Origin of the sequence: Streptomyces sp. MA5143a (assembly GCF_900290235.1) — a bacterium.
In the GTDB taxonomy this organism is placed as follows: domain Bacteria; phylum Actinomycetota; class Actinomycetes; order Streptomycetales; family Streptomycetaceae; genus Streptomyces.
Map to the genome: position 1 here is coordinate 1 of NZ_OLMK01000028.1, position 12,202 is coordinate 12,202.

The window sequence follows — 12,202 nt, forward strand, 5'->3', positions numbered from 1 at the left end:
TGCCGTGCCGGGCGTCGCGAGCCGGTGAACCTTTCCGGTCACCGCACTAGCGTGGGTCCATGGATACGAACAGAGCCCACGGCCCGGACATCAAGCTCTCCCAGTGTTTCCTCGCGGTCGACGACCACGACAAGGCGCTCGCCTTCTACCGTGACGTCCTCGGCATGGAGGTCCGCGGCGACGTCGGCTTCGAGGGCATGCGCTGGGTGACCGTCGGCTCCCCGCTCCAGCCCGATGTCGAGATCGTCCTGGAGCCTCCGGGCGCCGACCCCGACATCTCCCCCGCCGACCGCGAGGCCATCGCCCAGCTCCTCGCCAAAGGCGTCCTGCGTGGCGTCAACTTCACCACCGACGACTGCGACGCGCTCTACTCCCGCGTCGAGGCCTCCGGGGCGGATGTCCTCCAGGAGCCCATGGACCAGCCCTACGGCGTACGGGACTGCGCGTTCCGCGACCCGGCGGGCAACATGCTGCGCTTCATGGAGCCGCGGAAGTCGGGGGAAGCGGGCAAGGCCTCGAAGTACGGGGCTCCGTGACAGGAGGGGCATGGGGGCAGGACAGGCAGGGGTGACAGGAGGGGCAGGGCTGGCGTGACGGGCAACGGTGGGGTGAAAGGCATGGGTGGCGTGACGGGCAGTGGCATGACGGGCAGTGGCGTGACGCGTGGGGCGGTCCGGTGGGCGTACGCCTTCATCGACCGGCCGGAGTCCGGGTTCGAGCAGGCGTGCGCGTTCTGGACGGCGGTGACGGCGACGGAGCTGTCGGCGCCACGGGGTGAGCGGGACGAGTTCGTGACGCTGCTCCCCGAGCGGGGCGACGGGTGGGTGAAGGCCCAGGCGGTGGACGCGGGCGGCGGCGGTGCCCATCTCGACTTCTCCGTGGAGGACGTACCCGCGTTCGTCGACCGTGCCGTCGGCCTCGGTGCCGAGGTCGTCGCCCCGCCCACCGGCTGGGCGGTGCTCCGCTCCCCCGCCGGGCTGCCCTTCTGCGCGGTGCGGTGGCACGGGGAGAGCGTCCGGCCTCCGGTGGTCGACGGGTGCCGTCTGGACCAGGTGTGCCTGGACATCGCGCCGGACGCGTTCGAAGCGGAGGTCATGTTCTGGGCCGCCCTGACGGGCTGGGAGTCGTACGCCGGCTCGCTCCCGGAGTTCCACGTCCTGCGCCCGCCCGCGGGTCTCCCCCTGCGCATCCTGATGCAGCGCCTGGACACCCCTGCCCCCGCGTCGGCCCACCTCGACCTGGCCTGCGCCGACCGGCGCACCACTCGCGTCCGCCATGAGCGCCTGGGCGCCACCTTCGTGGCCGACCACCCCCACTGGACGGTGATGCGGGACCCGGCGGGTGGCACGTACTGCCTCACCGCCCGCGACCCGGAATCCGGGGGCCTACCGGTTGTGTGAGCCGCTGGGGAGGGGCCACGCGGGGTCGAACATCAAAGATCCGCGCCCCCGTCCATCACCGGCCGGATCACCACCGGGTACTCCTTGGCCCCGGCCGGCTGGGGGCACTGGGCGACGCGCGCCGCGATCTCCGTGACGCGGTCGAGGCTCGCGCAGTCCAGGAGCCAGTAGCCGGCGAGCACTTCCTCGGTCGTCGCGTACGGCCCGTCCGCGACGACGGGCCTGCCGTCGTCGCCGAGCGTGACGAACCGGGTCCGGGCGGGTTCGGCCAGCCCCTGCCCGTCGATCATCTCGCCGCTCTCGGTGAGGTCCTTGTTGATGGCGGTCATATGGGCGAACATCGCCCGCACGTCCTCCTGCGTCCAGGCCGGGGACCCCTCGGACGCGTCGCCACCCATGGCCGCGTAGTCCGCCTGCGTGCCCTGGATCATCATCAGATACTTCATGAGTCCGCTCCTCGTCCTCCTCGGTTCGGACCACCCTCGGCGGGCGGCCCTCTCATTGGAGACGTCGAAGGCGTGCGGAACTCATCGGCACACCCGCGTGAAGTACTTCCGGCGCCACGGATCCGCACGGTGGTGTCCGGCCGTGAGCGGCCCTCTCGTGCCGAGGCAGGGATGGCGGTTCTCGGACCGTCGCGGCCCTGTCACCCGTCGGCGGTGTCCTCGACCTGCTCCACGGCCTCGCGGTCGGCGGTCTTCGCCGTGCGCACGTCCCGCGTACCGGCCGGACCGTGCGCGCCATGGGCCCTTGGGCCCACGGCCCGCGTCCGCTCCGCGGCGCCCCCCTCGGCGGCGCTGTCGACGTACGCGTCACACTTCGGGTTCCTGCACGGACCCGGACCCCACACGGGTACGAACGCGCCGAGCGTCTTGTGCCGCCGCACGATCGTGGCCACAGGTTGTCCGCAGGCCGGGCAGACTTGTTCGTCGGTGCCCATGCCCTCAGGGTAGGACCGACGGCCTCCGGGCGCTCCCCGCCGTACGCCCCCGATCCACGGGGTCACCGCTTCCTGGTGTACGTCCGCACCACGGCCCCGTTGTCGAAGGCTCGCACCTCACCCAGCGTGAACTCGGTGATGTCGAAGCCGGAGCCGAACATCGGCATCCCCGTCCCCAGCACGATGGGGTACGTCTTGATGATCAGCTCGTCGATCTCGTCGAGCAGCTCCCCCGCCAGGACGGAGCCCCCGCAGAGATAGATGTCGAGAGGGCCGTCCTCGGCCTTCAGCTCCCGGACCCTGCCGACCGGGTCCGTCGAGATGATCTCGACGTTCGGGTGGGGCGACTCCGTCAGCGTGCGCGAGACGACGTACTCCCGCAGATGCCCGAACGGGCTGGTGATGCCCCCCTTCAGCGCCTCGTCGTAGCTGCGGCGCCCCTGGACGATCGTGTCGTACGCCCGGTTCGGGACGTCGTCGGTCCCGATGAGCCGGCGCACATGGGTGGGGTTGATGTCGGGGTGTTCCGTCCTGAGGTATTCGGCGTACTCGCCCACCACGTGCGGGTACATGAAGGACGCGTCGCCGTCCGGGCCCCCGATGAACCCGTCGATCGAACAAGCGATGACATACGTGAGCTTGCGCAAACCAGCCTCTTTCTCTGATTCTCTCGTCCCGTTGACCACTCCATTTATAGTACTTCAGTTGTAGTGATTGCAAGACATGAGCGGGCCCCGCACACCGTGGGGATGTGCGGGACCCGCGTCCGACCGGAGACACCGACACCGAGCGGGGTCAGGTCGGCGCGATGCCGGTACCTCCGGGGCCTCTTCTCAACTGCTGCGACGCGTCACGAACTCGGCCAGCGCGAGCAGACCTCCCGCCGCCTCCGGGTCCGGGACCGCCCGGGACAGCTCCTGCATGGCCCGGGCCATACGGTCGGCCGCCTGGACCTGCGCCCAGTCACGCCCGCCGGCCCGCTCGACCACGAGCGCCGTCCGCTCCAGCTCGCCCTCCTCGTACGGCTCCCCGTACAGCGCGGCGAGTTCCTCCGCCTCCGGTGTGCCCGAGGCGAGCGCGGCGACCACCGGAAGGGACTTCTTGCGGGCGATGAGATCCGCGCCGGCCGGCTTGCCGGTACGGCTCGGATCACCCCAGATGCCGATCACGTCGTCGATGAGCTGGAAGGCGAGACCGGCCTCCCGCCCGAACGCGTCGAGGGCCTCGACCTCCTCCTCTCCGGCCCCCGCGTACAGCGCCCCGAGCGCACAGGCGCAGCCGAGCAGCGCGCCCGTCTTCGCCTCGGCCATGGCGAGCACCTCGGGGAGGGTGACCTCCTCCGGCCGCCGCTCCTCCATCGCCGTGTCCGTGTGCTGGCCCGCGCACAGCTCGACGACACAGGAGGCGAGCCGCGCGGACGCCGCGGCCGACGCCGGGTGCGGGTCCTGCGCGAGCAGCCGCAACGCCAGGGCCTGCAACGCGTCCCCGGCAAGGATCGCGTCGGGCACCCCGAACACGGTCCACGCGGTGGGCCGGTGCCTGCGTGTGGTGTCCCGGTCCATCACGTCGTCATGCAGCAGCGTGAAGTTGTGCACCAGTTCCACCGCGGCGGCGGCCCGGACGGCGGCGGACTCGCGGCCGCCGAGCGCCTCGACCGCCGCCAGCACCAGCGCCGGCCGGATCGCCTTGCCCGCGTTGCCCGCCGCCGGGGTGCCGTCCGCCCGCTCCCAGCCGAAGTGGTAGCGCGCGACCCGGCGCATCGAGCTGGGCAACGACTGCACGGCACCGCGGAGTTCGGGGTCGACCGACAGTCGCGTCCGCTCCAGGATCTCGGCCGCCTCCTGCCCGTCCGACGGACTGGACGCACCCTGTCGCGCGGGCCCGCTCCCGTGGCCGGCGGGAGTCGCCGCTCCCGTGGGATCCGGGGCTCCCGTCGGGTCCGGAGGGATCGTGATGTGGCTCCGCCTTTCCGGGATCTCGATGTCCGGAGTGCCGCCGCCCACGGTCTCGACCGGGCTCTGCTGCGTCTCCGTCATGCACTCACCCATGGGATCGCCTCCAAGGAGGCCGCGGGCGGCGGCGGTTCGGGTGAGGTCACCGCCACCGGCCGATCTCGACGTTCTCCAGCACGCCGAGCGCGTCGGGGACGAGGACCGCGGCCGAGTAGTAGGCCGTCACGAGGTACTTGATGATCGCCTGTTCGTTGATGCCCATGAAGCGCACCGACAGGCTGGGCTCGATCTCGTCGGGGATGCTCGCGGCGCGCAGGCCGATGACGCCCTGGTCCTCCTCCCCGGTACGCATGGCGATGATCGAGGTGGTCCTGGCCTCGGTCACCGGGATCTTGTTGCACGGGTAGATCGGCACGCCGCGCCAGGTGGGGATGCGGTTGCCGGCGATGTCGAGGGTCTCCGGCACGAGTCCGCGCTTGTTGAGCTCGCGGCCGAACGCGGAGATCGCGCGCGGGTGGGCGAGCAACAGCTTGGTGCCCCGGCGGCGGCTGAGCAGCTCGTCCAGGTCGTCCGGGCTGGGCACTCCGTCGTGCGGCTGGAGCCGCTGGTCGTACTCGCAGTTGTGGAGGAGGCCGAAGTCCCGGTTGTTGATGAGCTCGTGCTCCTGACGCTCCTTCAACGCCTCCACGGTGAGCCGGACCTGCTGCTCGGTCTGGTTCATCGGCTGGTTGTAGAGGTCCGCCACACGCGTGTGGATGCGCAGGACGGTCTGGGCGACGCTCAGTTCGTACTCGCGGGGCGCGGCCTCGTAGTCGACGAACGTGTGCGGGATGTCCGGCTCACCGCTGTGGCCGGCGGCGAGGTCGATCTCCTTCTCGCCGTACTTGTTGGTGCGCTGCTCCGGGATGGCGCGCAGCTGCTGCAGATGCTCGCCGAGGCTCTCGGCGCGCTCCGCGACCTGGTCGACGGCCTGGCGTGGCAGGACGAGCACCGTGCACGCGGTGACCGCGCGGGCCGTGTACTCCCAGATCGCGTCGGCGTCGAGCAGCGCCTGCTCGCCGAAGTACGCCCCGTCGGCCAGCACTCCGAGCACGGCGTCGTCGCCGTAGGGGCCCGTGCCGATCTTCTCGACCTTGCCGTGCGCGAGGAGGAAGACCTCCTCCGCCTGGCTGCCGAACTCGGCGAGCACCGCGCCCGCCGCGAACTCCCGCTGCTCGCACCGCTGGGCCAGCTCGCCCAGGACGTCCACGTCCTCGTAGGTGCGCAGGGCCGGCAGTTCGCCGAGCTCCGCGGGGATGACGGCGACCTGGTCGCCCGTCTTCACAAAAGTGATGCGGCCGTCCCCGACCGCGTAGGTGAGCCGCCGGTTCACCCGGTACGTGCCACCCTGCACGTTCACCCATGGCAACATGCGCAGCAGCCAGCGCGAGCTGATCTCCTGCATCTGGGGCGCGGACTTCGTGGTGGTGGCCAGGTTCCGGGCAGCGGCCGTGCCGAGACTCTGCTGCGGCCGATCCTGCTGCGTACGGACCTCTTCGCCTACCGACATACGGATTTCCCCTCCGGGTGTGCACTGATATCGCGGTCACCGATCTCGCCACCAGCCTGGCATCACGGAGCGTGCCGGTGCTATTACCCGAAAGAGCGGGAATGGATCTCCGGAACACTGGGCATATCGAGGGACTTTGTCCACCCTCTCGATGCCTTCCGGGAGATGACCGGATCGGCTCGCACGCAACACCGACACCCGGCCTCCGCGCGCGGAGGTGGGTACAAGCCTGCGTACGAGGCGGCCGGACCAGCGGCCGTCGCACCGTTCGAAGGAGTCGGTCATGGCCCCACCCATGTCCGCGGCCAGATTTCTCAGCATCCTCAAGAACGAGGGCGTCACGGTCGTCGAGGTCGGCGACTGGGAGCATCACAACCGCAACCACAAGGGGCCGTGGGGCCCCGTCCACGGCGTGATGATCCACCACACGGTCACCTCCGGCAGTGAACGCACCGTCCGTATCTGCCGCGACGGCTACTCGGGGCTGCCGGGCCCGCTGTGCCACGGCGTGATCACCAAGGACGGCCGTGTCCATCTCGTCGGCTACGGCCGCGCCAACCACGCCGGCAGCGGTGACGACGACGTCCTGCGGGCCGTGATCGCCGAGACGGCGCTCCCCCCGGACAACGAGGCGAACACCGACGGCAACCGCCACTTCTACGGCTTCGAGTGCGAGAACCTCGGCGACGGCCTCGACCCGTGGCCCGAGCTCCAGCTCGAAGCGATCGAGCGGGTCTCCGCCGCCGTCTGCCGCCACCACGGCTGGACGGAACGTTCCGTCATCGGCCACCTCGAATGGCAGCCCGGCAAGGTCGACCCCCGCGGCTTCACCATGGCCTCCATGAGGAGCCGTATCCGCGACCGCCTCCGGTAGCCCCTCCCCACGCGCGCGTGTGGCCCCGCCACGGCGGGCGCGCACGAGGGTCGGGGCTGGGCGGGCGGCCGTTCCCGGACAGATGTCCGACAATGGCCGCGTGAGCAGCCCCGACCCCACCACCGCCCTGCGCCCCCGGCTGCCGTCCCCTCTTCAGGAGATCGAGGACGACCGCTTCGCCCGGCACGGCGTCCGGCTGCTCCTGAAGCGTGACGACCTGATCCACCCGCAGCTCATCGGCAACAAGTGGCGCAAGCTCGTGCCCAATCTGAGCGCGTCGGCGGGGCGTTCGCTCCTCACGTTCGGGGGCGCGTACTCGAACCACCTCCGTGCCACCGCCGCCGCCGGCCGCCTGCTCGGCCTGTCCACCGTCGGCGTGGTCCGCGGCCAGGAGCTGGCGGACCGTCCCCTCAACCCCTCCCTGGCCCGTTGCGCGGCGGACGGCATGCGCCTGCACTTCGTCGACAGATCGACGTATCGCCACAAGACCGACCCGACCACGCTGGCGGCCGTCCTCCGCGCCGCCGACGCCGAGGGCGCCTACGTCGTCCCCGAGGGCGGCAGCAACGCCCTCGCCGTGCGGGGTTGCCGACAACTCGGCACGGAACTGCGCGACCGCGCCGAGGTCGTGGCCGTCGCCTGCGGCACCGGCGGCACCCTCGCCGGGCTGGCCGCCGGACTGGCCCCCGACCAGCGTGCCCTCGGGATACCCGTCCTCAAGGGCGGCTTCCTGGCGGAGGAGATACGGCGGCTGCAGGAGAGCGCCTTCGGCGGCCGCCGCGGCCACTGGGACCTCGACGACCGCTTCCACTTCGGCGGCTACGCCCGCACCACGCCCGGCCTGGACGCCTTCGCCGACGACTTCGAGACCCGCCACGGACTGCCCGTGGAGCGTCTGTATGTCGCCAAGTTGCTCTACGGACTTGTCTCCCTGACGGAGGAAGGCGCCTTCCCGCGCGGGACCTCGCTCACCGCGGTGATCACGGGAAGCCCGCTCCCCCCGTAGCTCTCGAAACCACCTGGCCCACGCCCCGGCACTAGGAGACCTCCCGGTAGGCCGCGGCCTCCTCCAGGTCGAGTCTGCGCAGCAGTGTCCGCAGCATCTCGTCGTCGATGTAGCGGCCGTCCCGCAGCTTGACGAACACCTCGCGCTCGGCGCCGATCATCTCGCGGGACAGCCGGCTGTAAGTGTCGTCGATGGTCTCCCCGGTCACCGGGTTGACGGCACCGAGGCGCTCCCACACGGCGTTGCGGCGCCGCTCCAGGACCGTGCGAAGCCGGTCGACCAGTGGCGGCGGCAGTGTGTTGCGCTCGTCCTCCAGGAGTTCGTCGAGCCGCGCCTCGGCGATCCGGGACGCCTGGGCCTGGGCGTTGGCCTCGGCGAGGGTCTCGGCCTGCGCGTCGCGCCCCGGCAGCCGCAGGACCCGGATCAGCGGCGGCAGCGTCAACCCCTGGATGACGAGCGTCCCGATCACCGTGGTGAAGGTCAGGAAAAGGATCAGGTTCCGCTTCGGGAAGTCGTCCCCGCCGTGCACGGTGAGCGGGATGGAGAACGCGATCGCGAGCGAGACGACGCCCCGCATACCGGCCCACGCGATGACGAAGGGCCCCTTCCAGGTCGGGTTCTCCTCGCGTTCACGGATCCGCGCGGACAGCATCCGGGGCAGGAAGGTCGCCGGGTACACCCAGACGAACCGGGTCACGACCACGATCAGGAAGACGGCCACGGCGTACCAGGTGGCGCGCAGCCCCTCGTTCTCGCCGAGCCCCTCCAGCACGACCGGCAGCTGTAGTCCGATGAGCGCGAAGACCGCCGATTCGAGCAGGAAGGCGACCATCTTCCACACGGCCTCCTCCTGGAGGCGGGTCGCGAAGTCGACCTGCCAGTTGCGGTAGCCGAGGTAAAGGCCGACCACGACCACGGCGAGCACTCCGGAGGCGTGCACCCACTCGGCCAGCCCGTACGCGACGAAGGGGATCAGCAGGGAGAGCGTGTTCTGGAGCAGCGCTTCCCGCAGGTGGGTGCGCAGCCAGTGGATCGGCATCATCAGCAGCAGGCCCACCGCGACGCCACCGACCGCCGCCACGAGGAACTCGACGATTCCGCCGGCCCAGCTCGCGCCCTCCCCGAGCGTGGCGGCGAGAGCCACCCGGTACGCGGTGATCGCGGTGGCGTCGTTCACCAGGGACTCGCCCTGGAGGATGGTCGTGATCCGCGACGGCAGGCCCACCCGCCGGGCGACCGCCGTCGCCGCGACCGCGTCCGGGGGCGCCACCACCGCGCCGAGCACCAGGGCGGCCGTCAGCGGCAGCCCCGGCACGATCAGATAGGCGGCCCAGCCGACGGCGAGGGTCGCGAACAGGACATAACCGACCGACAGCAGCGCCACCGGCCGCAGTTGGGCCCGCAGATCGAGATACGAGCTCTCGGTGGCGGCCGTGTACAGCAGCGGGGGCAGCACCAGGGGCAGGACGATCTCCGGGTCGAGCTCGTAGTTCGGCACACCGGGCACGTACGACACCGCGAGCCCGACGGCGACCAGCAGCAACGGGGCGGGCACCGGCGTACGCCGGGCGGCACCGGCGACCGTCGCACTACCGGCGACCAGCAACAGCAGGGGCAGGAAGTGCATCGCTTGGCGCCGCCTTCGTTTTCCGCGCGAGCTTCCGCGCACCCGTCGTAACCTGGCCATCATGAAACAGTGCACGCACGCGGACGCACTGCCGCACCCCGAGCCGACCCCGCTGACCGAGACCTGTCCCGAGTGCGAGGCCGCCGGGACGCACCCGGTGCAGCTGCGGAAATGCCTGGAGTGCGGGCACGTGGGGTGCTGCGACTCCTCGCCCATGAGACACGCGACCGCGCACCACAAGGAGACCGGCCACCCCGTGATGCGCACCTACGAGCCGGGCGAGACCTGGCGCTGGTGCTTCGTCGACCACGTGCTCGTATGAGGGCGGGAAAACGAACAGGCCCCCGGTGAACACGCCGACGACGTCGCGCGACGGAACCAAGTCACCCCGTGACACGTCGACGTACTCGTGTGACACGGTTCGGCGGCCGGACGCCTGGGTACGTCAAAGCGGCGCGCGCTCTTCCTATTTGAGGCCCGCAGACCACTAGCCACCGAGCGTGTTCGTGTGCTTACTATGAGTGACAGCGTGGGGCTGGGTCGCCGGGACCCCAAGGACACGGCGCTCGGGAGCGCGATAGCGTCACCGCTGAACCACATAGCGCGTTACCCCCGGGGGGCGACCCTCGGCCCCTGAAAAAGCTTGTACCACCTTGGAGGTGAGGGTGTCCCAGATCGCAGGCGAGCCCGGGACCCAGGACTTCGTGGAAGTCCGGCTGCCGGCCGCGGGTGCCTACCTGTCGGTGCTGCGTACGGCGACGGCCGGCCTCGCGGCCCGTTTGGACTTCACCCTCGACGAGATCGAGGATTTGCGCATCGCGGTCGACGAGGCCTGCGCGATCCTGCTCCAGCAGGCCGTGCCCGGCTCGGTGCTCAGCTGTGTCTTCCGCCTCGTCGACGATTCGCTGGAGGTCACGGTCTCGGCCCCGACCACGGACGGTCACGCGCCCTCGCGCGACACCTTCGCCTGGACCGTGCTGTCGGCCCTGGCGGGCAAGGTCTCCTCCGCGGTCGCCGACGACAAAACCGTTTCGATCAGCCTCTACAAACAGCGCGGCGCGGGACCCGGGCCGGCGTGAGGAACGGGGACGGGCCGGTGCGGGACGAAGAACGCGGCACACGGGAACTTCCCGCGAAGGAGGTCGGCCCCGGCGGGCCGGCACACCTGACGGACGGCGTCGACGGCATTCCCGAGCAGGCCCGGCCGCACCCGGAGGACGACTCCTCGACGGCGGCCGGACCCTCGCGGTGGACGGAGCCGGCCGACGCAGAGGGCGAGGCGTCCTCCGACGGGCGACGGGAGCCGGAGGATGCCGCACGGAGCACCACGTCCTCACGAGGGCGGACTGGGGCCTCCCCCGCTCGAGCACAGTCGAGAGCTGGGGGAACGGTGACGGCGGGCGGGACTATGAGCGAGCACGAGCGACACGACGAACTGGACGCGCGGATCGTGCGCAGCACGCAGCACGATCCACACGACCGCAGCGGGGCGCGCGCCCTGTTCGTCCAGCTGCGCTCCCTGCGGGAGGGCAGTGCGGAGTACGCGGAGCTGCGCAATCGGCTGGTCCGGATGCATCTGCCGCTCGTGGAGCACCTCGCACGCCGGTTCCGCAACCGCGGTGAGCCGCTGGACGACCTGACGCAGGTCGCGACCATCGGCCTGATCAAGTCGGTCGACCGGTTCGACCCGGACCGCGGGGTGGAGTTCTCCACGTACGCGACCCCGACGGTCGTCGGCGAGATCAAGCGGCACTTCCGCGACAAGGGCTGGGCGGTGCGGGTGCCGCGCCGTCTGCAGGAGTTGCGCCTGGCGCTGACCACGGCCACGGCCGAGCTGTCCCAGCAGCACGGCCGCTCCCCGACGGTGCACGAGCTGGCCGAGAAGCTGGCCATCTCGGAGGAGGAGGTCCTGGAGGGCCTGGAGTCGGCCAACGCGTACTCCACGCTGTCGCTCGACGTCCCCGACACCGACGACGAGTCGCCGGCCGTCGCCGACACCCTGGGCGCCGAGGACGAGGCGCTGGAGGGCGTCGAGTACCGGGAGTCCCTGAAGCCGCTGCTGGAGGACCTGCCTCCGCGCGAGAAGCGAATCCTGCTGCTGCGGTTCTTCGGCAACATGACCCAGTCGCAGATCGCCCAGGAGGTGGGCATCTCGCAGATGCACGTCTCGCGTCTGCTGGCCCGGACCCTGGCCCAGCTGCGGGAGAAGCTGCTCGTAGAGGAGTGACACCCCGCCCCTGTGGAGCCAGAGGCGGAACCGCTCTCGGCCTCGGTGGTCCTCGGGCGGGCTCCGGCGGGGCGGTGGGACGCGCCGGACGCCCCCCTAGCGCTTGCTCTCCTCCGTCCGACCAGGCCCTTGGATTCCGAGGGCCTGAGTCGTCGCCGGGTTGAGCAGCAGCACCAGCGCCGTGATCGCGACCACGGCCAGGACGATTCCCGCGGGGATCGCGACACTGTCCGCCCGCAACAGGTTGTACGCCACCGGCAGCGCCATGATCTGCGTGATGACGGCGGGCCCCCGGCTCCAGCCGCGTCGCAGCAGCAGTCCGCGCGCGGCGATCAGCGGCAGCAGGGCCAGCGCGATCAGCGTGAGTCCCCCGGTGACGCCGGTACTGAGGTCACCGGAGTCGCCGGTGAAGCCCACGACGAGCATGGCGCCGCCGCCGACCAGCAGGGCGATCCCCTCCAGCGCGGCCAGTCCCGCCGCGGCGGTCAGCCGCCCGGGACGGGGCTCGGCATCGGAGGTGTCCGGCGTGGGGGTCTGCTCAGGGCTCACCCCTGAAGGGTAGCCCCGGCGTCCGCCCGCACACCGACGCCCCGTACGCCCCCACGTGCTCATCGTCACTACACGATC

General features: G+C 71.1%; 14 protein-coding genes. 7 read left to right on the forward strand and 7 right to left on the reverse strand.

From position 1 onward, the window contains the following. Positions 1-59: 59 nt before the first annotated feature. The gene (locus tag SMA5143A_RS13610) at positions 60-536 is read left to right on the forward strand and encodes a VOC family protein (RefSeq protein WP_107463195.1); all 477 of its coding nucleotides are present in this window, start codon (positions 60-62) and stop codon (positions 534-536) included. Positions 537-617: 81 nt separating this feature from the next. Next, positions 618-1,400, forward strand: a complete 783-nt coding sequence (locus tag SMA5143A_RS13615) for a VOC family protein (protein ID WP_181361839.1) — start codon at positions 618-620, stop codon at positions 1,398-1,400. A gap of 32 nt (positions 1,401-1,432) precedes the next feature. On the opposite strand, the gene SMA5143A_RS13620 is transcribed toward SMA5143A_RS13615, so the two are convergent. The 5 genes from SMA5143A_RS13620 to SMA5143A_RS13640 form a co-directional block, all read right to left on the reverse strand. Continuing rightward, complete coding sequence (locus SMA5143A_RS13620; RefSeq protein ID WP_107463197.1) at positions 1,433-1,846, reverse strand: YciI family protein; 414 nt, start codon at positions 1,844-1,846, stop codon at positions 1,433-1,435. Positions 1,847-2,046: 200 nt separating this feature from the next. Next, positions 2,047-2,340, reverse strand: coding sequence for a hypothetical protein (locus SMA5143A_RS13625; RefSeq protein ID WP_107463198.1), 294 nt, complete (start codon positions 2,338-2,340; stop codon positions 2,047-2,049). 62 nt (positions 2,341-2,402) lie between these two features. Continuing rightward, complete coding sequence (locus SMA5143A_RS13630; protein ID WP_107463199.1) at positions 2,403-2,987, reverse strand: dihydrofolate reductase family protein; 585 nt, start codon at positions 2,985-2,987, stop codon at positions 2,403-2,405. Between the two features lie 186 nt (positions 2,988-3,173). Beyond that, positions 3,174-4,388: a family 2 encapsulin nanocompartment cargo protein polyprenyl transferase gene (locus SMA5143A_RS13635; RefSeq protein ID WP_107463200.1), complete on the reverse strand. Its 1,215-nt coding sequence runs from the start codon at positions 4,386-4,388 to the stop codon at positions 3,174-3,176. A 46-nt stretch (positions 4,389-4,434) separates the two neighbouring features. Then, on the reverse strand, positions 4,435-5,841 hold the full coding sequence (locus tag SMA5143A_RS13640) for a family 2B encapsulin nanocompartment shell protein (RefSeq protein ID WP_107463201.1): 1,407 nt from the start codon (positions 5,839-5,841) through the stop codon (positions 4,435-4,437). A 283-nt stretch (positions 5,842-6,124) separates the two neighbouring features. On the opposite strand from SMA5143A_RS13640, the gene SMA5143A_RS13645 reads away from it, so the two are divergent. Further along, positions 6,125-6,715, forward strand: coding sequence for an N-acetylmuramoyl-L-alanine amidase (locus SMA5143A_RS13645; RefSeq protein WP_107463202.1), 591 nt, complete (start codon positions 6,125-6,127; stop codon positions 6,713-6,715). Positions 6,716-6,797: 82 nt separating this feature from the next. Continuing rightward, positions 6,798-7,721 carry a 1-aminocyclopropane-1-carboxylate deaminase/D-cysteine desulfhydrase gene (locus tag SMA5143A_RS13650; RefSeq protein WP_107463203.1) on the forward strand — a complete coding sequence of 308 codons (924 nt, stop codon included), beginning with the start codon at positions 6,798-6,800 and terminating at the stop codon, positions 7,719-7,721. Positions 7,722-7,752: 31 nt separating this feature from the next. Here SMA5143A_RS13650 and SMA5143A_RS13655 read toward each other — a convergent pair whose 3' ends face one another. Further along, entirely contained in the window at positions 7,753-9,348 is a 1,596-nt protein-coding gene (locus tag SMA5143A_RS13655) for a Na+/H+ antiporter (RefSeq protein ID WP_107463204.1), read from the reverse strand. A gap of 61 nt (positions 9,349-9,409) precedes the next feature. On the opposite strand from SMA5143A_RS13655, the gene SMA5143A_RS13660 reads away from it, so the two are divergent. The 3 genes from SMA5143A_RS13660 to SMA5143A_RS13670 all read left to right on the forward strand — a co-directional run bounded on the left by SMA5143A_RS13660 (position 9,410) and on the right by SMA5143A_RS13670 (position 11,575). Continuing rightward, positions 9,410-9,670 (forward strand): UBP-type zinc finger domain-containing protein, encoded by a 261-nt coding sequence (locus SMA5143A_RS13660; protein ID WP_099967418.1) that lies wholly within the window; start codon positions 9,410-9,412, stop codon positions 9,668-9,670. 343 nt (positions 9,671-10,013) lie between these two features. Then, positions 10,014-10,427 carry an anti-sigma regulatory factor gene (locus SMA5143A_RS13665; RefSeq protein ID WP_033525425.1) on the forward strand — a complete coding sequence of 138 codons (414 nt, stop codon included), beginning with the start codon at positions 10,014-10,016 and terminating at the stop codon, positions 10,425-10,427. Beyond that, a complete protein-coding gene (locus SMA5143A_RS13670; protein WP_107463205.1) occupies positions 10,424-11,575 on the forward strand; it encodes an RNA polymerase sigma factor SigF in 1,152 nt (383 codons plus the stop codon). Before SMA5143A_RS13665 ends, SMA5143A_RS13670 begins: the two co-directional genes overlap by 4 nt. Before the next feature lie 96 nt (positions 11,576-11,671). Here SMA5143A_RS13670 and SMA5143A_RS13675 read toward each other — a convergent pair whose 3' ends face one another. Next, a complete protein-coding gene (locus SMA5143A_RS13675; RefSeq protein WP_107463206.1) occupies positions 11,672-12,124 on the reverse strand; it encodes a hypothetical protein in 453 nt (150 codons plus the stop codon). Positions 12,125-12,202: the final 78 nt, after the last annotated feature.

Excerpts from the sequence above, each read along its gene's own strand:
- SMA5143A_RS13610 (WP_107463195.1), top strand. The coding sequence starts at position 60 with ATGGATACGAACAGAGCCCACGGCCCGGACATCAAGCTCTCCCAGTGT.
- SMA5143A_RS13615 (WP_181361839.1), top strand. The coding sequence starts at position 618 with ATGGGTGGCGTGACGGGCAGTGGCATGACGGGCAGTGGCGTGACGCGT.
- SMA5143A_RS13620 (WP_107463197.1), bottom strand. The coding sequence starts at position 1,846 with ATGAAGTATCTGATGATGATCCAGGGCACGCAGGCGGACTACGCGGCC.
- SMA5143A_RS13625 (WP_107463198.1), bottom strand. The coding sequence starts at position 2,340 with ATGGGCACCGACGAACAAGTCTGCCCGGCCTGCGGACAACCTGTGGCC.
- SMA5143A_RS13635 (WP_107463200.1), bottom strand. The coding sequence starts at position 4,388 with ATGGGTGAGTGCATGACGGAGACGCAGCAGAGCCCGGTCGAGACCGTG.
- SMA5143A_RS13640 (WP_107463201.1), bottom strand. The coding sequence starts at position 5,841 with ATGTCGGTAGGCGAAGAGGTCCGTACGCAGCAGGATCGGCCGCAGCAG.
- SMA5143A_RS13645 (WP_107463202.1), top strand. The coding sequence starts at position 6,125 with ATGGCCCCACCCATGTCCGCGGCCAGATTTCTCAGCATCCTCAAGAAC.
- SMA5143A_RS13650 (WP_107463203.1), top strand. The coding sequence starts at position 6,798 with ATGTCCGACAATGGCCGCGTGAGCAGCCCCGACCCCACCACCGCCCTG.
- SMA5143A_RS13655 (WP_107463204.1), bottom strand. The coding sequence starts at position 9,348 with ATGCACTTCCTGCCCCTGCTGTTGCTGGTCGCCGGTAGTGCGACGGTC.
- SMA5143A_RS13660 (WP_099967418.1), top strand. The coding sequence starts at position 9,410 with ATGAAACAGTGCACGCACGCGGACGCACTGCCGCACCCCGAGCCGACC.